The organism is Sutcliffiella rhizosphaerae (genome assembly GCF_917563925.1).
Taxonomy (GTDB): domain Bacteria; phylum Bacillota; class Bacilli; order Bacillales; family Bacillaceae_I; genus Sutcliffiella_A; species Sutcliffiella_A rhizosphaerae.
In genome coordinates, this window is sequence record NZ_CAKJTJ010000031.1 from 17,303 (window position 1) to 38,354 (window position 21,052).

Consider the following 21,052-nt stretch of genomic DNA (forward strand, 5'->3'; position numbering starts at 1 on the left):
AGGAAACGACAGTGAGTCTTTTATTAACAGAAGTGAAAGAACATCTTGCCATCGTAACATTAAACAGATCTGATGCGATGAACGCTTTTAATTATGAAATGCTTGTAGAATTAGAGAATGTGGTAGAGGAATTACGTTTAAATCCAGAAGTTAGGGCGGTTATTTTTACTGCTTCTGGAAACAAAGCTTTCAGTGTTGGTGCTGATCTTAAAGAAAGAAGAACACTTACAGAACAACAAGTAAAGCGTAATGTCTACAAAATTGGGGATGTCTTTAACCGGATTGCAAACATGCCTCAACCAACCATCGCGGCTATCAATGGTTATGCCTTTGGGGGAGGGATGGAGCTATTGCTTGCATGTGATTTCCGAGTCACTTTCCGTGAAGTAAAAATGGGCCTTACCGAGACCAGTTTGGCTATTATCCCTGGGGCTGGAGGAACACAACGTCTCCCACGAATCATTGGAGAGGCAAAGGCAATGGAGTTGATTTTGACTGCCAAGAGATTTTCGGGAGAGGAAGCAAATAGTTTTGGACTGATTACTCGGCTTGTAGATAGGCCTGAACAAGTATTGAACGGCGCGAAAGAGCTTGCTGAAGAGATGCTGAAAAATGGTCCACTTGCGCTTAAACAAGCGAAATTTGCCATTCGACAAGGAATGGGTGTCGATGTCCAAACGGGCCTCCAGATTGAGCAAAAGGCCTATGAAGTAATTATACCTACTGAAGACAGGGTTGAAGCATTGGTTGCTTTTCAAGAAAAACGTGTACCAGAATTTAAAGGAAAATAGCAACGTAAAAGCAGTCCCTAGTTGTGGGCTGCTTTTACTATTTAACTCTTCTATTTTTACAAATACACTTTACAGCTAAAACAATCTACTAGTATATTAACTAGTAATACATATCAGGAGTAGGAGAGACTTATAGTGGCAACAACAATTACAGCATCAAAGCCTTCATCCTTTCGCAATGGATTACAAGCTGGAGTCAGTATTGCAATAGGATATATTCCTATTGCTATTACCTTTGGATTGTTGGCGAAATCAGCTAATTTATCAATTTCAGAGACAATATTGATGAGCCTCCTAGTATTTGCAGGAGCAGCCCAGTATATGTCATTAAATATGATTGTTCTAGGATCTGGTGTATTTGAGATTGTGATGACCACCTTTATTTTAAACATCCGACATTTTTTAATGAGTGCTTCATTGAATGAAAAAATGAATGAACCAAATTTATTGAAGAAGTCGCTTTTTGCATTTGGAATAACAGACGAGACATTTTCTGTTACAGCCACAAAAGAGGGTTCTATAAAGACTGGATATATGTTTGGCGTCATTGCTATTGCTTATTCCAGTTGGGTTGTAAGCTCTGGAATTGGATATGTTATAGGAAGTAGTTTGCCTTCTTCCCTGCAGGAAAGTATGGCGGTGGCCCTGTATGCGATGTTTATAGGACTTTTAATTCCTTCCTTAAAGCAGCATCGAAAAGTAGTGGTGTTGGCCGGTACTGCAGCTATTTTAAATTCTGCACTTTCATTAGTTTTTGGGATTGCCGCTGGTTGGTCCATTGTATTGGCTACGCTTTTCAGTGCGGTTGGAGTAGAAATCCTCTTTAGAAAATGGACACAGGGGGATGGAAAAGATGAATAGTACTATTCTTATTATGATAATCGGAATGGCCGTTGTGACTTATATACCAAGATTAATTCCATTTGTCATGTTTCAGGGAAAAGAGCTTCCTCCATTTGTCCAAGCAGTGTTAAAGAATGTTCCGTATGCTACATTGGGTGCACTTATCGTACCAGGTATATTTTTAATAAATGAAGATATCATGTATGGCATTATCGGAGCTGTTGTAGCTTGTATTGTTGCCTACCTTGGAGCGAATGTAATTGTGGTAGTCATCAGTGCAATAGCTGCATTGAGTGTGTATTCCTGGATATTTGGATAGACTGGAAAGAAAGCTGGCTATATGGGGAATAGCCAGCTTTTTCTTACATAGAATAGAAAAGTACAAGCGCCGTGATTAGCCCTGACAGCGTAAATCGAGTTGACGAGAATGCAGGTTTTGAGCACCTAAACAGTTTGGAATCCGAACTTTGGAGGCTAGTCCACTTTTCAAAACCTTTTATTCCGAAATAAGGGCAAGGAGGGGTGAACTTGAAAAAGATTATTGCATGGACATTTATTGGTTACATACTTTATGCTCTAGCTATGACTTTTTACATATGGATTGCATCAGACACGAGCATCCCTTCAGAGCTTGCTGGAACGATGGCTGATCCAGCAACATTCCTGAATGAGGAAGAATTACTTTTAGTTGATGAATATGCCAAAATAAGAAACACCCTCTATTTTTTAACGCTTCCAACAGAATGGATTTTTTATTTTATTCTCTTACTCTTGGGAGGTGCCCGTGCTATTCAGAGATGGGCGGAGCGTATAACAAAATATAAATGGATTCAAGCAGGGATTTATTTATTCTGGCTTACCTTGTTTTTGACGTTTGTTCATTTTCCATTCAGCTATATTAGGTATCAGCTTTCTGTAAAGTATAACATTACCGTCCAGCCATTTTCTGGTTGGATGCGTGACCAATTGGTCGGATTTTGGGAAGGAATTTTAGTAATGTGGATTGTGGTTTGTGTCTTATATATCCTTATCCGTAAATTCCAAAAATGGTGGTGGGTAATATCTTGGCTGCTGTTTATCCCTTTTATCTTTTTAATGATGTACATTCAACCAGTTGTTATAGACCCTCTCTATAACGATTTCACAGAGCTAAAGGACAAAGAGCTAGAAGAAAAGATTCTTGGTCTTGCTGCTGAATCCGACATTCCAGCTGAAAAAGTTTTTGAGGTAAATATGTCTGAGAAAACAAATAGTATAAATGCCTATGTAACTGGAGTTGGCGGCAATGCGCGCATTGTTTTATGGGATACGCTTCTAACAAAACTTAATGAAGATGAAATTTTATATATAATGGCACATGAAATGGGTCATTATGTGATGAACCATATTGTTGTCGGAATAAGTGGATATATTTTGTTTTCGTTCTTTGGCTTCTATTTCGTAATGCGTGTAGCAAAGTGGAGTATTCGCAGATTTGGAGAAAGGTTTCATATACAGCATTTAAACCAGCTTGCTTCATTGCCATTATTATTGCTACTTGTTTCTTTGCTGCTTTTTGTAGCAAGCCCTATCACCAACGCAGTTTCAAGACACCAGGAGCATGCAGCAGACGTTTATGCGATTAAACTAACGAAAAATCCAGCACCAGCCATTGGCGCGTTTCAGGAGATAACTAAATCAGGACTAAGTGAAGTAAATCCACCTGCATTAATAAAGTTTCTTCGTTACACACATCCACCGATGGTTGACCGTATTTCATATTTGGAGAATTATTTGGAAGAGACTGATAAGCACCTGGACTAATTTCACCAGAAAAAAAGAGAAGAGTGCATGTAAGCACCTTTCTTTTTTTTTCTTTTATGTGTGCTAGGTATTTTTGTATGTTATACGCCCCAATCGGTCAAAAATTTGTTATAGCCTGAAGAGAGACGATGGAACAGTGTTGCATCATTTACATCTAGAGCATAATCAATTTTCTGTTGGAGCAAGTTTTTTTGATAATGGAATAAAGACTCATCAATAATCATCTGAACATAAACATTCATCATGTAGGATTCAACGGCTACTTTCTTATTCATCTTTCTTGCTTTCATTAACTCCGTATAAGACTTCTCATTTTTCATGAGCTCCCCACCTCGAGTCTTTTTAATAGTATATTGAGGAACTGAATAAAAATCAACAAATATTTATAAAATTTAAAATATTTAAAAATACCCCTTTACAAAGAACTATATTTTTGGCAAAATATACATAATTAGACAAATAAATGGTTATTTTGTCACGTATGGTAACCAGTAGGAGGAAGGGTGAGAAAATTTGAAAGATATTATTGATTTTATCCTTGATTATGAAATTAACGAATTTACAATGGCAATTTTCCCTTTTCAAACAGAAGGACAGTTGTATGCAAAGGTGTTAGAAGAAGAAAGGGAGATTTATGTAGCATTATCTCCCATAAGAATAATTGAAAATAGCTGTAAATTTTACTGTTCCAGTTTTGAAGGCAGAAAACAAGGAACGAAGACGGTTACAGGTTTTACTCATAAACCTCCTATTGTTATTGACCAAATAAACGATATTTTCTTTTTCCCCACAGCCTCACCTAACAATGAAAATTGCATCTGGGTGTCACTTCATTATTCATATGAATATAAATCAACTCCATCCGGCAATACATATCTTATGTTCCCGAATAATTCAACTGTTGAATTTCCTGTTTCTAAAGCTTCCTTTGAAACCCAAGTTTATCGCACATCCTTTGTTCGTTCAAAACTACAACAGAGGGTGAGTAGAAATCGCAACAACAACAAAAAAAATTCAGTAGGCACACCGAGAGTGATATATAGATTGAGAAGATAAACGTTGTAGACGTCTTTCAATATGTGAAAGGCGTTTTTATTTTTAAAAAATATGCATAGCTTTTCCCATTTGAAAAAACTCTAATAAAAAGAGGGGGAGTGGTGTATGGAGCTTTTCTTAGATTTGATAAAAGTATTGTTCCGCGTTGTTACTATATTACCTCTAATGCTAGCTGTCACGTTATTCATGGGAAAACGATCTATTGGAGAACTACCCGTATTTGACTTTCTAGTCATTTTAACTTTGGGATCAGTTGTGGGAGCAGATATTGCAGATCCATCTGTTCATCACTTTCCTACTGTGGGAGCAATTATTGGAATCGGCTTATTACAAAAATTTATTGCATGGTGGAAAATCAAAAACTACAAAATTGGTAGGCTTTTGTCTTTTGAACCAACGCTTGTCATTTTTAATGGTCATTTTCAAATTAAAAATATGTATAAAATTAGCTACTCCATCGATAACATTTTGCAAATGCTTAGACAGAAGAATGTTTTCCGGGTAGAGGATGTGCATTTTGCCATCATTGAAGCCAATGGTGATATTTCTGTTAAGCTAAAGCCGGAAAAGGAGGGTGTTATTGTGGAACAAATCGTAACTCAACCCTCAAAGAGCTCTATAGAGTTTGCTGTCATCTTAGAAGGAAGAATTCAACAAAAAGTACTTCAATACCATGGTTTAAATGAAGCTTGGCTTCGTGAAGAGTTATTGAAATTAAAGATAATGAAAATAGAAGATGTTTTTTATGCTGCCGTAAATGAACGTAATCATTTGCATATTTCTATGAGAAATTCAGAAGAATCTTCCCTACCTATTTTTCATTAAGTATTGGATTGTTTTCATCATTTAAAATAAAGTGTTTTAAAAGCTCGTTAACTTTATTTCTTATCCTTGGGTTGAAATAATTGTGGTGCTCTTCGTAACCGTTGAATAAAAAGGCATACAAGGTAAAAGATTCATCTTGTTTTAATTTATGGAGCTTCATCTGCTGTTTTTTCATATCTGATTTTATTTGTTTAAGCTGTAGCTGCACCTTTCTCATGGTTTGGTCAATCAGGGTTAAGTAAGGATCTTTTAATTTAATATTACTGGTTTGAATAATACTTGTATCCCTTTCAAGAACAACCAGTAGCATAGGAAGATATATGGCTTGTTCAAACAGATTTAATTGTTCTTTTGTTAATCTAGTCATACTGCTTCCTCCCTAAGTGGCTATTGGTTGTTTTTATACAACAAAAAAGAACGTTTGTTCGTATTTATTTTATACTAAAAGATAAAATTTATGCAAGAAAATTTTCAAGCTCGAAATTATTCGAGCTTTCAGTGTGACTTTTTTCTTTAAGTTAAGGCAATTCCCATGTTGATTGTAGTGAAAGACGTGAAGAATCCTCGAAAATGTTAATTGCTGCCGAAGCTTTCCTGTCCTGCGGTAGGAGGCTCCCTGACTGCCCGAGGAAAGTGAAGCGTCTGGAACGAAAATCAACAGTTCCATGTAAATCTAAAATAAATTAGGTTTGTCAACAGTCTGCAAGCTCGAAATAATTCGAGCTTTTTCGTATTTAAAATAGAGGAAATATATTTCATTTGTCGAAATAAATAAAAAGAACGATGTTTTGAAAAGGAGAGGTATACATGTCAAAAAGAAAGATCCATGCAACTGATATTTTTAATTTAATCTCGTTAACTGACCCGCAGTGGGATAAACATTCCCGTAAATTTGCTTTTGTACAAACAACAATGCACGAAGAAGATAATGAATATAGATCTGCTGTTTATATTGGAGATCTGGAGGGGAAAACAATCCCATTTACGACTGGGAAAGGGAGAGCAACAAGCCCGAGATGGTCACCGGATGGAAGTAAGCTTGCTTTTGTTTCAAATCGTAATGAAAAAAGCCAAATCTATGTAATGCCTGCTAATGGAGGGGAAGCAGAACAGGTTACGTTTTGTAAAAACGGTGCAAGAGGTCCAGTATGGTCTCCATGTGGGACAAAAATTCTATTTAGTACTTCTGTCGAAGGAGTACAGGATCTGCAACAGGATGAGGAAGAGAAGAAAAAGAAGAAGCACCCTGAGCCGCTTGTCGTAGAAAAAATGCGTTACAAATCCGATGCTAAAGGATTTTTGGACGAGAAAAATGATCACCTTGCACTTTTAGATTTGAAGACAAAAGAAATAAGCTTGTTAACGGATGGAGACAGGGACTATGGCACACCAGCTTGGTCTCCAGATGGAAAGAGTATTGCATTTGTGACAAATCTAGAGGAGAACCCGGATGTCTCTTTAGTGTCAGATGTATATGTAATGGATCTTGAAACAAAAGAGAAAAAGAAAATCACAAATAGCAATGGCTTTTACTCTGCACTTACTTTCTCACCTGATGGTCAATATCTTGGATTTCTTGGCCACGAAAAAGAATTTCAGAGTGCTACCTTATCACGAGTGTGGGTGACGAAACTTGAATCAGGAGAAACCCATTGCCTTTCCGAGAATCTAGATGTAGAAATAGGGGATGTAGCAATAGGAGATTTTCATTCCGGAAATGTAAATCCTGGCCTAATGTGGACGGAAGATAGTGAAGGGTTTTACTTCTTGATGAGTGATCAAGGGGGAACAGGTATTTATTTTGGCTCTTTAGATGGTGCGATGTATCCAATCCATCTCCCTGATGAGCATGTATATGCCGTTAGTATGCTGACAGGTACTCATGAAGCAATTGTGGGGGTAAGTAATTCTACTGACCCAGGGGAACTTTATCATTTTGATTTAAAATCACAGACAAGAAATCAATTAACAAACGTCAATGAATCATGGAAAAATGAAGTAGAGTTATGTAAAGCAGAACCAATCCAATTTAAAGCGAAGGATGGTTGGGAACTTCATGGCTGGATTATGAAACCAGCTGGATTTGAAGAAGGAAAGAAATATCCGACTATCCTGGAAGTTCATGGTGGACCACATGCGATGTATGCCAATACATACTTCCACGAATTCCAAACGCTAACTGCCCAAGGGTTTGTTGTCCTTTTCACCAATCCACGAGGAAGTCATGGTTATGGACAGCACTTTGTGGATGCAGTGAGGGGAGATTACGGAGGCAAGGACTATCTTGATGTGATGAGTGCAATGGATTATGCATTGGAGTCATTTGATTTCATTGATGAAAACAAGCTTGGAATTACAGGTGGTAGCTATGGTGGATTTATGACCAACTGGGTAGTGGGACATACGAATCGCTTTAAGGCTGCTGTAACCCAAAGGTCGATTTCGAATTGGCTAAGCTTTTATGGTGTCAGTGATATCGGCTATTATTTTTCAGAGTGGGAAGTACAAGGTAATATGGAGGACAAGGTGGAGAAGCTTTGGGAACACTCTCCAATCAAATATGTGTCTAACATACAAACGCCGTTGCTCATCCTTCACGGTGAAAAAGACTACCGTTGCCCGGTGGAGCAGGCAGAGCAATTATTCATCGCATTGAAAAAACAAGGAAAAACAACAAAACTCGTACGGTTCCCAGAGGCAAATCATGAACTCTCCAGAAGTGGAGACCTTGCGCTTCGCATACACCGTTTGAACCATGTTAAAAATTGGTTTGTGGAATACCTACAAAAAGCTTAAAGAAATGTGAGGTCCTGTCTTTTGACTGGACCTCCTATTATAGTTTACAAAAAAAGCTGGAGGTTACGAAGATGATCAAAGGTGTAGATTACGAGAAAACGCATAAAAATAAAGAATTCACCCGTTCTCATGGCCACGAGGGAATGGATTAATCATGCTTATACTTCCAAAAAATTATGTTCAGACAATCAAAAATGTACATAAAGAAAAAGGGGAAGAATGGTTGAACAAATTCCAGGACCTTATCAAGTATTGTGAAATAAAATGGAAGTTGACCATCCTCGATCCCTTTGAACTATCCTATAACTTTGTTGCGCCAGCAATACGGGATAATGGACAAGAGGTAGTAGTTAAACTATCCATCCCAACTAATGCATTTTTTTCAGAAGTCGAGGCATTGCAATACTTTGCAGGTAAAGATATGGTGTCAATAATAGATATGGATATAAATAAAGGCATTATAATTTTGGATCGTCTTTTACCAGGTCACATGCTTGCCAGTATCGAGGATGATGAATTAGCAACAAAAATTGCCGCAACCATAATGGATACTCTATGGGTGAAAGAAACACAATCTACCAAACTCCCGCAAATAGAAGAAAGAGAGAAAAGTCTTCTGCGATTTCTAAACAATTATCCAGAAGGTAAAGGTCCTATCACCACTCCTATGCTGCACAAAGCAACAAACACCTTTCGTCGCCTACTTGCCGACGGAAAAGACAGATATATCCTTCATGGCGATTTACATCATTACAATATTTTGAAGGGAGAAAAATGGACCGCTATTGACCCAAAAGGACTGGTAGGTGAAAGAGAGTACGATACCATACAATTTCTATTAAACAAATTGCCAGAAAGTGATTTGGAACCAGTGTTAAAAGTTCGGATTGAAATTCTTGTAAATCGTTTGGAACTAGATGAAAAGAGATTACTTGAATGGGGCTTTGTACATAGCGTTCTCTCCACCTGTTGGTCCTTAGAAGAAAGTAATGATTATAACATCGCTTTTTATAAAAGCATTTTTGTTTTTGAAAAGTTACATAAAGACAAATTTGGGAGGTTAGAATGTTAGCTATACATTCACATTTTGTGTTTTGTATTAGGATAAATTAGGTATAACTAGTACAATAGAAGAAATGACTTGGAAATAGAATTGGAGAAATGCTTTCATGGATTTTATTGATTTAATAAAAGAGCTGCTAACATTAGAAAACTTACTGGAAGTATTGGAAGAGTATCAATCATTTGGACTATTAACTGGCTTTTTACTGGTAGTGATTGAAGCGTTTCTACCATTCTTACCTTTAATCGTCATTGTAATGGCGAATGCTGCGGCTTTTGGTCTTTGGTTAGGTTTTTTAATTTCATGGTCTGGAGCAGTGCTTGGAGCAGTAATTGTTTATTTATTTGTACATAAAATAAAGGGAAACCGATGGATTCAATCCTGGCTAAAAAAGGAGAAAGTCAGACGAACAATGTCATGGATAGAGAGGCGAGGATTTGGTCCATTGTTCTTTATGCTATGTTTCCCTTTTAGTCCTTCTTTTTTAATAAATGTCGTTGCAGGACTTTCAAAAATAAGATTTTATCAGTTTTTCCTAGCACTAATAGCAGGGAAAATGGTGATGATTTTTACAATAAGCTATATTGGATATGACATCATTTCTTTTATCCGTGCACCGATTAAGACAGCGCTTGTAATTGCCATTATGTTCCTTCTTTGGTTTGTGGGTAAAAAGATTGAATTACATTTGCAATTAACAGAGGAAAAATAGAAAAGTCAGTATATTGTGATAATATTAATAAATTGGTACAATAAACCTATGGACATCTTTTGGGGGGGATAAATTGAAAGAAAAGAAAAAGAAACATAAATCTATGCTGAAATGGTTTATAGCTTCCATCTTTCTAATCTTTATGGTTCGTGCATTTTTCTTTTCCAATTATGTGGTAGAAGGACACTCAATGAACCCCACACTAGAGCAGGGAAACTTTTTGATGGTTAATAAGATGGTCTATGCTTTTAGTAAACCTGAGCGGTTCGATATAGTAGTGTTTAGCCATCCAGAAGAAAAATTCAATTATGTGAAAAGAGTTATCGGTTTACCTGGTGATCAACTAGAATATATTAAAGATCAATTATACGTTAATGGTGAGCCTGTCTTGGAGCCGTTTATTGCCTCAGATCAATTGAAGGTTTTTGGAGGTAATTTTACAGGTGATTTCTCCTTAGAAGAATTGACAGGGAAGGAAAAAGTTCCTAAAGGACACGTCTTTGTAATAGGAGATAATCGGTTAAATAGTCTGGACAGTAGACATTTCGGGTATGTAAGCATGGAAGATATTGTAGGTAAGGTCCATGTTCGTTATTGGCCATTTGATGAAATTAATACAACGTTTAAATAAAGAGAACAGTTTTTCCTTTTAAAGTGAAAGCTGTTTTTTATTTTTTCAACTTTAACAGAAGCTGTCAAGGATTCCGGGAAAGCACGTCTGAGACCAATAATTCTGACAGCAGATACCTCCATTGCAGCATTGATTCAATAGTATTTAGTGGAGATGTTTTGTTTACACCGCTGGCAATATCTATTATTTCAGGTATCTTTTTCTCGACTTTCTTTACCCTACTATTTGTACCAGCATTTTATATTGTTATTAAAAAGAAAAAAGTAACATTAGAATAAATTTTACATTTGGTTAAAAGATACACCTAGTAATTTTCGTAAACTAGGTGTATCTTTTTATTATAGGGAAATACTGATTGATGAAACTTTTTTTGATAATGAACGTACAACTAATAAAACCTACTTAATGAATAAAAGGTGAGTTAAATAAATGGAATTCTATCTTGATTTATTGCTATATGCACCGTATGTGACAGCAGCCATAATATGTTTAGTAAATTTCTATTTTTATTTGGATTCCAATCAACTTGTATATCAATACAAAGGATACACTACTTCTCTTGTAGTGGGTTCTAATATAGCGCAATTCCATTTAGGAAAAAGAAGAAGGTTTATTACGTTGATTTATCGTAAAAGACCGACAAAGGAATCGACGGTTGATGAGGAAGACTCTTCTTTCTACTTTTCAATGATCTAATTAATAAGAAAAGTAGGAGGAATATTGATGAAGAAATTTTTGACTTTAAGTTTATTTATTGTGTTAGTAGCGGTTTTAAGTGGATGTAATATGAGCGAGCCAATCACAGCAGATAGTACAGGGGTATGGAATCATTATTTTGTTTATCCACTTTCCTTGGCTCTTACTACTGTGGCAGATTGGACAGGCGGTAATTACGGTTTATCCATCATTATCGTAACGATTGTGATTAGATTCTTAATTTTACCATTGGTTTTAAAACAACAAAAAAGCATGATGGCAATGCAGAAGCTTAAACCAGAAATGGATGCACTTCAAGCAAAGTATAAAGATAAAAAAACACCAGCTGATCAACAGAAGATGCAACAGGAGCTCATGCAGCTTTATCAAACAAATAAAGTTAATCCTATGAGCGGATGCTTGCCTATGTTTGTGCAAATGCCAATTATTATGGCATTCTATTATGCAATCGGCAGAACTACAGAGATTGCAGAGCATTCTTTTTTTTGGGTAAGTCTTGGACAACCTGATCCATACTTCATCTTACCGGTTATAGCAGCTATAACGACGTTTATACAAACAAGAGTAAGTTTGACTGACCAAGTGCAGCCACAGATGAAAATAGTGATGAACATAATCCCTATATTCATCTTAATTGCAGGGACTACTCTTCCATCTGCTTTGGCCTTATATTGGGTTATCGGAAACCTATTTGGAATCGCACAAGGGCTTTATTTGAAAAAACGTATGAAGCTACTAAAGGATGCTGATGAGACAGCAGCGGTACCTAGTAATTAATAGTGAGAATACCTCTAATATCCAATAGGATGTTGGAGGTTTTTCTTATCCTTTCAATAATGTGAAATACTTGGCATCTTGTCATTTCATCTATCAAAAATGTTTTAAAATACTTAGAAAGTTTTTTTGTCAATTTCAACAAAAAACAAACCAAAGCATCTATTGGAAAAATTCATAGAATTTAAGTACAATGAAAGAGGAACATAGGTACGTATTTTACAGATGAACCTTTGATGTGATCCAGCTTTGTGGGTCGCTGATTTATTTTAAAGATTTACTCAACCGATTTATAAAATAACGGGCAATTGCTCAATACAGTGGCCGACTTTTCTAGTAAAAGGTTAGAAGCCGATTTAATAGAAAAAGATAAGTAAAAGGAGGAATGCTTGTGTCACTTCGTTTTTTAATAGGAAGAACAGGCAGTGGAAAAACAGCATGGTGCCATGAGTCAATCCTACAACAGCTAAAGGAAAACCCTCAAGGCAACCCAATCATATATTTAGTTCCGGAACAAATGACTTTTCAATCTGAATACCGCCTTGTAAAGGATCCAGATATAAAAGGAATGATTCGTGCACAAGTAATTAGTTTTACGAGACTTGCTTGGAGAGTCTTACAAGAGGCAGGTGGCATTAGCAGGTTCCATATTGACCAAACTGGGATACATATGGTGTTGCGAAAAATTGTCGAGGAGCATAAGCAAGAGTTTCATGTGTTTGGTCGCTCTGCAGAACAGTTTGGCTTTATCGAGCAGATGGAAAGCATGATAACAGAATTTAAACGGTATTGCATTACTTCAGATTCGTTGGAAGCAGATATTACTAAAATTCGTGAAGACAACTTTATTTCTGAGCACGAAAAAATGCTTGCTAAGAAGCTGACAGATATACTTGTCGTTTATCGACAATTAGAAAAAAATTTAGAAGGTAAATATTTGGATGGAGAGGATTATCTCGCTTTATTAGCCGAGAAAATACCACAGTCTATCTACTTAAAGAATGCTGATATTTATATAGATGGGTTTCATAGCTTTACTCCTCAAGAGCTGAATGTCTTGAAGGAATTGTTGAAGCATGCCAAATCAGTTACCGTTTCTCTCACTCTAGATAAACCTTATGATGAGGAAGCGCCATATGATTTACATTTATTCAGGTCAACTGGTATTACTTATCAAAAAATAAAGCAACTAGCGATAGAAGAAGGATGTAACGTCGATGTACCGATTTTGCTTCAAGATCCACTACGCTTCCAACAAGCAGACTCTCTTCGGCATTTGGAACAATTTTTTGATGTAAGACCTACTGTCCCTTATCCAAACAACGCAAATGTGAACGTTCTTCAAGCGGTGAATCGTAGAGCTGAGATAGAGGGAATAGCACGTGAAATTATTTCACTCGTTCGTGATAGAAATTATCGTTATAAAGATATTGCAATAATGGTGCGAAACAACGAGTCTTATAATGATCTTATTAATACAGTATTTAGAGATTATGAAATTCCTTTTTTCGTAGATCAGAAAAGAACGATGCTTCATCACCCACTAGTAGAACTAATAAGATCAAGTCTGGAAGTTATTACACGGAATTGGAGATATGAATCTGTTTTCCGTTGTGTTAAGACTGATTTCTTTTATGCACTTTCCCAAGATACAAATGAAATGAGAGAAAAAACAGATAAACTGGAAAACTATTGCCTTTCATACGGAATCCAAGGTAGCAGATGGACAATGAAGCAACCATGGAAGTATCGTCGCTTCTTTAGTGTAGATACAGACGGTCCTTACGTGCAAACAGATGAAGAACTTGTATATGAACAAGAAATAAATGATTTAAGAGTAATGATTGTGAAGCCACTCCATACCCTTGAAAAAAGGTGGAAAAAAGCAAAAACGATGGAAGAGTTTTGCAAAGCTTTGTGGGGTTACATGGAAGAAATCAAACTTCCTGAGAAACTTGAACGTAAAATGAAGAAATCCGAAGAAGCTGGAAATTTAGCAGAAGCAAGAGAGCATGAGCAGGTTTGGAAAGCGATCATCCAGATGATGGATCAAATGGTTGAGTTGATTGGGGACCAGCCAATCTCATTAACATTGTTTACAAAAATAGTAGAAAGCGGATTGGAGAGTCTTCGTTTTAGCTTAGTTCCACCAGCTATAGACCAAGTAATTGTCGCAAACTTCGATTTGTCACGGTTATCGGATATTAAAAGCACCTTTGTTATTGGCGTTAATGATGGAGTAATTCCTGCAAAAATAAAAGATGATGGTTTTGTTTCAGAAGAAGAAAGGGAACTCCTATCAAATTATGGGATGGAACTTGCTCCAACAAGTATGGAAAAACTTTTAGATGAACATTTCTTAGTATATTCAGCATTCTTAACCCCTTCCCATCATCTATATATTAGCTATGCACTTGCTGATGAAGAAGGAAAGTCGTTACTGCCTTCAACGTATATCAATCGATTGAAGGAAATGTTTCCTATGTTAAAAGAAAAACTGCTTTTAAATGAGCCTGCTGAACTTGCAGCAGAAGAACAGCTCCAGTTTGTTCATACACCAGCTACGACGCTTTCCAACCTTGCTGTCCAGTTGCAAGGTTGGATGAAAAAGTACCCAGTAGAGCCATTATGGTGGGATGTTTATCATTCACTTCTTGATCATAGCGAATGGCATGACAAAACAAGACTAGTGTTAAAAAGTCTGTTTTATAAAAATGAAGCAAAAAAGCTGAAATTTGATGTAAGCAGGGAGCTGTATGGTTCACATATTGAAGCAAGTGTTTCCCGAATGGAAAAATTCAGCGCATGCGCCTTTTCTCATTTTGCATCCTATGGGCTAAAGCTTAGAGACAGAAAAATTTACCGCCTTGAGGCACCGGATATTGGGGAACTGTTTCATGCAGCCTTAAAGCATATTTCAGACAGACTTCGCAAAAACAATACAGATTGGAAACACTTATCCAAAGAACAATGTCAAATGCTTGCAAAAGAAGCAGTTGATATACTGGCACCTAAGCTCCAAGGAGAGATACTGTTAAGCTCCAACAGATTTCATTACATTAAGAGGAAGCTGGAAACTATTATCACAAGGGCCTCCCAAATATTGAGTGATCACTCGAAAGCAAGTAAATTTACTCCGGTAGGACTTGAATTAGGCTTTGGAAAAACATCGGAGCTCCCTCCTATCAAGCTAGATTTACCAAACGGAGTATCAATGGAGCTTGTTGGTAGAATAGACAGGGTGGATAAAGCAGAGGGAAGCAGCGGTCTACTTCTGAGAATCATTGATTATAAGTCTAGTAGTAAAGCATTAGACCTGACGGAAGTTTATTACGGCTTGGCTTTGCAGATGCTGACATATTTAGATATTGTCATCACGCATTCAAGTGGCTGGTTAGGTAGTCAGGCGAATCCAGCTGGAGTTCTATATTTTCATGTTCATAATCCAATGATTAAAAAGAATTCGATGATTTCCGAGGATGTTATAGAGGAAGAAATATTTAAGAGCTTTAAAATGAAAGGCCTGCTTTTAGGAGATGAAGAGACGGTCAGAATGATGGATCAGAATGTAGAAAGCGGTCATTCCAAGATTGTTTCCGCGGCATTTAAGAAAAATGGTGGGTTTCAGGCAAGCTCCTCCATCGCAAGTGTGGAGGAATTTACCCATTTGCGGAAGTATGTAAGAAAAACCTTTGAGGAGATAGGATTGAAAATATCTGAAGGAGAAACAAGTATTGCGCCGTACAAGCTCAAAGATCAAACCCCTTGTACCTTCTGCTCCTATCAATCGTTTTGTCAGTTTGATACTTCATTGGAAGAGAATGAGTTTAGATTGCTTCCTCCTATACCGAAAAATGAGGTCATGGATTCAATTAAAAGAAAAACGGAAGGAGGGGATCAACAATGACGATGGAATTGCTCCCTAAGCCAGAAGGTACACAATGGACAGATGACCAATGGAAGGCGATTGTTTCTTCAGGAAGGGATATGCTTGTGGCAGCAGCAGCAGGTTCTGGTAAGACAGCTGTATTAGTTGAACGGATGATTCATAAAATTGTCCAGGAGCATGTAGATGTGGACCGTTTGCTTGTCGTAACTTTTACTAATGCATCTGCTGCAGAAATGAGACACCGGATTGGAGAGGCATTGGAAAAGGAACTGATCAAAAAACCAGCCTCCCTTCATTTGCGCCGCCAATTAAGCTTATTAAATCGGGCATCAATCTCCACCATCCACTCCTTCTGTTTGGAGGTCATTCGAAAGTACTACTATTTGATTGATATCGACCCAGGATTTCGTATTGCAGATACAACAGAAATACAATTAATGCAAGAAGAGGTATTAGAGGAAATCTTTGAAGAAGAGTATGGAAAAGACAACAACGAGCTATTTTTTGACCTTGTTGATCGGTATACTAGTGACGGTTCCGATCATGCCCTTCAAGATTTAGTGTTAAAACTATATGAATTTTCAAGAGCTAACCCAGAACCTGAATTATGGCTGGAAGAGATCGTTCAATTCTATCAAACTTCCAACCAACATTTAATGGATGATTTACCGTTTGTTACGATGTTAAAAGAAGAAATAAAGCTGCAGTTCCATGCAGCATTTAGCCTATTGGAGAAAGCACGGGATCTTACGTTACAGCCAGGTGGACCTACACCTCGTTCAGAAAATGTAGAACAAGACCTTGCACAATTAAACAAACTTCGCACGGGATTGAATACCTCGTGGACGCACTTATATACAGCTATGCAGGAAATAGATTTCCCTAGGGCAAAAACCTGCCGTGGTGATGAATACGATAAAGAGTTGATTGAAAAATGGACAAAAGTAAGAAACCAAGCTAAAGGTATAGTACAAGGGATAAAAGAGGAGCTTTTCACAAGGCGTCCAGAGTCGTTTATGAAAGACTTAGAAGATCTTGCTCCGTTGATGAAAACACTTGTTAACTTAGTGAAAAATTATGGACAGGTTTTCTACAAGCTGAAACAAGAAAAAGGGCTTGTCGATTTCTCTGATTTGGAACATCTCTGCCTCGGCATACTTCGTGTGAAATTTGACAACAGGTGGAACCGGTCAGAAGCTGCTCTTAAATATCAAACGACCTTCAAGGAAGTAATGGTAGATGAATATCAAGATACAAACCTGGTTCAGGAAGCGATATTGAAATTAGTAACACACGAAACAGAGGAAGTTGGGAATATGTTCATGGTAGGGGATGTCAAGCAGTCCATCTACCGGTTCCGCCTTGCAGAGCCTTTCCTATTTTTAGATAAATATAAACGCTTTAATACGACTGGCGATAAGACAGGTCTTCGTATTGATTTAAACCAAAATTTTCGTTCTAGACCAGAGGTACTTGATGCAACCAATTATATTTTTAAACAAATTATGGGTGAATCAGTAGGAGAAATAGAGTATGATACCGATGCAGAACTTAAGTTTGGAGCGACCTACTATCCAAAAGCGCCGAATCGTGAAGCAGAACTACTGCTTGTTGATCGCAGTGACACCTCCAATGATGAACTAGAATCAGAAGGTGAACAAAATGAAGTGGAACATGTCGCTGTCTTTGATAAAACAGAACTTGAAACGGCTCAGGTAGAAGCTAAATTAATCGCTCAAAGAATTAAAAACCTTATCCAATCCAGCTATGAAGTGTACGACAAAGACAGAAAAGAAATGCGACCTGTCACCTATCGTGATTTTGTTATACTCATGCGTTCTATGCCTTGGGCTCCTCAATTTATGGAAGAGTTTAAACAACAGGGTATTCCAATCTATGCAAATATGAGTACTGGATATTTTGAGGCAACAGAGGTGGCTATTCTTTTATCTGTGCTAAAAATCATTGATAACCCTTACCAAGACGTACCTTTGGCATCAGTATTAAGGTCACCTATTGTTGGACTTGATTCTAATGACCTTGCTGTTATCAGGATACAACAGAAAAAAGGTTCGTATTTTGAAGCATTGCTGCTTTTCTTGAAGCGAACACCATCAACAGAAGAGGAACACAACGTATTTAAACGGGTACTGGATTTTTATGAGTTGCTTCAAACATGGCGAACAAAAGCACGTGAAGGAGCCCTCTCAGAACTAATTTGGAAAATCTATCAAGATACACATTTTTACGATTTTGTTGGTGGAATGCCTGGTGGAAAGCAAAGACAAGCAAATTTAAGAGCTCTTTATGATAGGGCGAGACAATATGAGTCTACTTCTTTCAGAGGATTATTTCGCTTTTTGCGATTTATTGAAAGAATGCAAGACCGTGGTGAAGACCTAGGGGCAGCAAGGGCACTAGGCGAACAGGAGGATGTTGTCCGTCTGATGACCATCCACTCCAGTAAAGGACTAGAGTTTCCAATAGTATTTGTCGCTGGCTTATCCAAGCAATTTAATATGATGGATTTAAGAAGCAGCTACTTGATGGATAAAGAACTCGGTTTTGGCACGAGATTTGTAAATCCAAGTCTTAGAATTACGTATCCTACAATCCTACAAATTGCCTTAAAACAAAAAGCGAAGGCAGAATTGATTGCTGAAGAGATGCGGGTTCTATATGTCGCACTAACCCGTGCTAAAGAGAAGCTGTACCTTGTAGGTACTTTAAAAGACTATGAAAAATCAGTGTTGGAATGGAAAGAAAATACTTCCCATGGAGACTGGCTACTGCCAGATTACTTACGAGCTAATGCGAAATCCTATATGGATTGGATTGGTCCCTCTTTAATACGCTATCAGGATGCTTCTTTGTTTTGGGATTCTGAAAATACAGAAGAGCTTATTCATGAAGAAATCTCCAACCATCAGGCGAAATGGAAGGTGTCCGTAACAAGAATCCAGCAGTTATTAGAAGAGATGGAAGCGGAAAAAGAAGAGGAAGATGAATGGTTACGAAGAGTGGAAGCAGGTTTATTTGTTGATATGGAGAGTTCTTTTAAAGAAAAAGTTAAGGAACAACTTTATTGGCAATATCCGCATCATTTAGCAAGCACCCAGCGTTCTAAGCAATCTGTATCAGAATTGAAAAGGATGCGAGAGCATCAGGATCCATACGCCGATAATCAATTGTTACAAAAAGGAAAAAAACTGTTTCTTGATCGTCCAGCCTTTCTTCAAAAGCAAAAGCTATCACCATCTGAGATAGGTACAGCAATGCATACAGTTATGCAAAATATAGATTTAAGCAATGAAGAAATGACGAGAGAGTTTATTCAAAGCCAGATTCAAACTATGCTACAAAATGAAAAGATAACGAAGGAACAAGCAGAAGTAATTGATTTTGATGCACTCCTATCCTTCTTTTTAAGTGATATTGGTAAAAGATTGCTAAAAGCGAAAAATGTCCACAGAGAAGTGCCCTTCAGTCTAGGTATCGATGGAGAAGAATTGATGGATGAAGAAAATCTGCATAAAGAAACGGTACTTGTTCAGGGAGTAGTAGACTGTCTCTTCGAAGATGAAGAGGGGTTTGTACTAATAGATTACAAAACAGATACCGTAACAAGCCGTTACCCTGAAGAAATTCAAGAGGTTGAACAAAGGTTGCGGAATAGATATTACGAACAGCTTGCTCTTTATGGACGAGCAGTCGAACAAATATGGAAAAAGAAGCTTACAGCCAAATATTTATTTTTCTTTGATGGCAATCATGTGATAGAAATAGATTAAACATGGGAAATGCCCAGGCAATCGGCAGGTAATCACCTTAATGCTTGGGCTTTCTTTCATGTAAAGGAGAGAAGAGAAAATGCGGATATTACATACAGCTGATTGGCATCTGGGAAAAACGTTAGAAGGAAGAAGTAGAATAGGGGAGCAGGCAGATTTCTTGGAAGAGTTGGTACAAATAGTGGAAGAGGAAAAAGTTGATGTCATCCTTATGGCTGGAGATGTTTATGATACGGTAAACCCACCTGCTCAAGCTGAGGTGTTATTTTATGAATCACTCCAGAAACTTTCAAATAATGGAAAGCGTCCGATAGCGGTAATTGCTGGAAATCATGATAACCCGGAGAGACTTACCGCTTCGAGGCCACTAGCTAACTCCCAAAAAATTTCCTTGCTTGGCTATCCCACAATGAGTATCCAAACGATCCATGTCCCTACAACAGACGAAATTCTCCAACTAGCTTCCTTGCCATACCCGTCTGAATCCAGGCTCAATGAAATACTATCCGAACAATTTGATGAAAAATTGCTCAGGGACCATTATGATACGAGAATACGTGAGTTTTTTCATAAACTGTGCACTCAGTTTACCGATAAAACAGTCAACATGGCGATGAGTCATCTATTTGTGGCAGGTGGTAACTCCTCGGATTCTGAGCGTCCTATTGAGGTTGGAGGAGCGTATACCGTCGTAGCGGAAAGTCTGCCACCACAAGCACAATATGTGGCACTTGGTCACCTACATCGTCCTCAAACAATCAAGCGTGCTAAAACAGCTGCGCGCTATTCAGGCTCTCCACTAGCATATAGTTTTTCTGAAGCAGGCTATACGAAAAGTGTGACAATAGTGGACGCAACTCCTGGTAGTGAAGCAACTATTAAGGAAGTTTATCTTTCTAGTGGAAAACCATTAGTGAAATGGAAAGCAACGGAGAGTATCCAACAAGTATATCAATGGCTTGATGAAAGGAAAGATCATGATGCATGGATAGATCTAGAGCTTCATGTTACGAATGCCATGTCCATGGAAGAGATTCATCGAATTCGGAAAAGTCATGAAGGGATTCTTCATATACGACCAATCTTCCCTGAAATGATAGGTGAGCAAGCAGCAGTGAAAATGGACAGTATTCCAATGGAAGAACACTTTGTGAACTTTTATAAAAAACAGTCAGGCGGTGCCCAGCCTGAAGATAAGTTGATACAATTATTCCTCACATTAATCAAAGCAGAAGTGGAAAAGACCTGCGGTAATATGTCAACTGAAAAATAAAAGAATATGAAGTTATCAAAGGTCAATTTGCTTAAAAAAGACATCACGAAACTAATCCAGCAACTAGATGTCATTTACTGGAATTTTA

The 21,052-nt window shown here is 37.5% G+C and carries 17 protein-coding genes; 15 read left to right on the top strand and 2 right to left on the bottom strand.

The window, feature by feature from the left end:
* Positions 1-11: 11 nt before the first annotated feature.
* The 4 genes from LRP81_RS18735 to LRP81_RS18750 all read left to right on the top strand — a co-directional run bounded on the left by LRP81_RS18735 (position 12) and on the right by LRP81_RS18750 (position 3,437).
* The gene (locus tag LRP81_RS18735) at positions 12-791 is read left to right on the top strand and encodes an enoyl-CoA hydratase-related protein (protein WP_230503974.1); all 780 of its coding nucleotides are present in this window, start codon (positions 12-14) and stop codon (positions 789-791) included.
* Between the two features lie 135 nt (positions 792-926).
* Positions 927-1,652, top strand: a complete 726-nt coding sequence (locus LRP81_RS18740; RefSeq protein WP_230503976.1) for an AzlC family ABC transporter permease — start codon at positions 927-929, stop codon at positions 1,650-1,652.
* Positions 1,645-1,953, top strand: coding sequence for an AzlD domain-containing protein (locus LRP81_RS18745; protein WP_230503978.1), 309 nt, complete (start codon positions 1,645-1,647; stop codon positions 1,951-1,953). Before LRP81_RS18740 ends, LRP81_RS18745 begins: the two co-directional genes overlap by 8 nt.
* Before the next feature lie 209 nt (positions 1,954-2,162).
* Complete coding sequence (locus tag LRP81_RS18750) at positions 2,163-3,437, top strand: M48 family metallopeptidase (RefSeq protein ID WP_230503980.1); 1,275 nt, start codon at positions 2,163-2,165, stop codon at positions 3,435-3,437.
* Between the two features lie 80 nt (positions 3,438-3,517).
* On the opposite strand, the gene LRP81_RS18755 is transcribed toward LRP81_RS18750, so the two are convergent.
* A complete protein-coding gene (locus LRP81_RS18755) occupies positions 3,518-3,757 on the bottom strand; it encodes an IDEAL domain-containing protein (RefSeq protein ID WP_230503982.1) in 240 nt (79 codons plus the stop codon).
* 193 nt (positions 3,758-3,950) lie between these two features.
* Here LRP81_RS18755 and LRP81_RS18760 point away from each other — a divergent pair, with 193 nt between their 5' ends.
* Both LRP81_RS18760 and LRP81_RS18765 read left to right on the top strand, forming a co-directional pair.
* A complete protein-coding gene (locus LRP81_RS18760) occupies positions 3,951-4,493 on the top strand; it encodes a competence protein ComK (protein ID WP_230503984.1) in 543 nt (180 codons plus the stop codon).
* 105 nt (positions 4,494-4,598) lie between these two features.
* A complete protein-coding gene (locus LRP81_RS18765) occupies positions 4,599-5,318 on the top strand; it encodes a DUF421 domain-containing protein (RefSeq protein WP_230503986.1) in 720 nt (239 codons plus the stop codon).
* On the opposite strand, the gene LRP81_RS18770 is transcribed toward LRP81_RS18765, so the two are convergent.
* Positions 5,305-5,685: a hypothetical protein gene (locus LRP81_RS18770; protein WP_230503988.1), complete on the bottom strand. Its 381-nt coding sequence runs from the start codon at positions 5,683-5,685 to the stop codon at positions 5,305-5,307. The genes LRP81_RS18765 and LRP81_RS18770 overlap by 14 nt on opposite strands.
* A gap of 440 nt (positions 5,686-6,125) precedes the next feature.
* On the opposite strand from LRP81_RS18770, the gene LRP81_RS18775 reads away from it, so the two are divergent.
* From LRP81_RS18775 to sbcD, 9 genes are all read left to right on the top strand, one after another.
* The gene (locus tag LRP81_RS18775) at positions 6,126-8,114 is read left to right on the top strand and encodes a S9 family peptidase (protein ID WP_230503990.1); all 1,989 of its coding nucleotides are present in this window, start codon (positions 6,126-6,128) and stop codon (positions 8,112-8,114) included.
* A 223-nt stretch (positions 8,115-8,337) separates the two neighbouring features.
* On the top strand, positions 8,338-9,186 hold the full coding sequence (locus LRP81_RS18780; protein ID WP_230503993.1) for an aminoglycoside phosphotransferase family protein: 849 nt from the start codon (positions 8,338-8,340) through the stop codon (positions 9,184-9,186).
* A gap of 97 nt (positions 9,187-9,283) precedes the next feature.
* Complete coding sequence (locus LRP81_RS18785; RefSeq protein ID WP_230503995.1) at positions 9,284-9,889, top strand: TVP38/TMEM64 family protein; 606 nt, start codon at positions 9,284-9,286, stop codon at positions 9,887-9,889.
* Between the two features lie 73 nt (positions 9,890-9,962).
* Positions 9,963-10,520 (top strand): signal peptidase I, encoded by a 558-nt coding sequence (gene lepB, locus LRP81_RS18790; protein ID WP_230503997.1) that lies wholly within the window; start codon positions 9,963-9,965, stop codon positions 10,518-10,520.
* Between the two features lie 429 nt (positions 10,521-10,949).
* Complete coding sequence (locus tag LRP81_RS18795) at positions 10,950-11,216, top strand: hypothetical protein (protein WP_230503998.1); 267 nt, start codon at positions 10,950-10,952, stop codon at positions 11,214-11,216.
* A gap of 24 nt (positions 11,217-11,240) precedes the next feature.
* On the top strand, positions 11,241-12,014 hold the full coding sequence (gene yidC / locus LRP81_RS18800; protein ID WP_399208101.1) for a membrane protein insertase YidC: 774 nt from the start codon (positions 11,241-11,243) through the stop codon (positions 12,012-12,014).
* Positions 12,015-12,402: 388 nt separating this feature from the next.
* The gene (gene addB, locus LRP81_RS18805) at positions 12,403-15,918 is read left to right on the top strand and encodes a helicase-exonuclease AddAB subunit AddB (RefSeq protein ID WP_230504002.1); all 3,516 of its coding nucleotides are present in this window, start codon (positions 12,403-12,405) and stop codon (positions 15,916-15,918) included.
* A complete protein-coding gene (gene addA / locus LRP81_RS18810) occupies positions 15,915-19,691 on the top strand; it encodes a helicase-exonuclease AddAB subunit AddA (protein ID WP_230504004.1) in 3,777 nt (1,258 codons plus the stop codon). The genes addB and addA overlap by 4 nt, the downstream gene beginning before the upstream one ends.
* A 79-nt stretch (positions 19,692-19,770) precedes the next feature.
* Positions 19,771-20,964 (top strand): exonuclease subunit SbcD, encoded by a 1,194-nt coding sequence (sbcD, locus tag LRP81_RS18815; RefSeq protein WP_230504006.1) that lies wholly within the window; start codon positions 19,771-19,773, stop codon positions 20,962-20,964.
* The last annotated feature ends 88 nt before the right edge of the window (positions 20,965-21,052 follow it).

What these genes read in the sequence shown, in the direction of transcription:
- LRP81_RS18775 (WP_230503990.1), top strand. Translation starts at nt 6,126, where the DNA reads ATGTCAAAAAGAAAGATCCATGCAACTGATATTTTTAATTTAATCTCG.
- addA (WP_230504004.1), top strand. Translation starts at nt 15,915, where the DNA reads ATGACGATGGAATTGCTCCCTAAGCCAGAAGGTACACAATGGACAGAT.
- LRP81_RS18795 (WP_230503998.1), top strand. Translation starts at nt 10,950, where the DNA reads ATGGAATTCTATCTTGATTTATTGCTATATGCACCGTATGTGACAGCA.
- LRP81_RS18770 (WP_230503988.1), bottom strand. Translation starts at nt 5,685, where the DNA reads ATGACTAGATTAACAAAAGAACAATTAAATCTGTTTGAACAAGCCATA.
- LRP81_RS18745 (WP_230503978.1), top strand. Translation starts at nt 1,645, where the DNA reads ATGAATAGTACTATTCTTATTATGATAATCGGAATGGCCGTTGTGACT.
- LRP81_RS18755 (WP_230503982.1), bottom strand. Translation starts at nt 3,757, where the DNA reads ATGAAAAATGAGAAGTCTTATACGGAGTTAATGAAAGCAAGAAAGATG.
- LRP81_RS18785 (WP_230503995.1), top strand. Translation starts at nt 9,284, where the DNA reads ATGGATTTTATTGATTTAATAAAAGAGCTGCTAACATTAGAAAACTTA.
- sbcD (WP_230504006.1), top strand. Translation starts at nt 19,771, where the DNA reads ATGCGGATATTACATACAGCTGATTGGCATCTGGGAAAAACGTTAGAA.
- LRP81_RS18765 (WP_230503986.1), top strand. Translation starts at nt 4,599, where the DNA reads ATGGAGCTTTTCTTAGATTTGATAAAAGTATTGTTCCGCGTTGTTACT.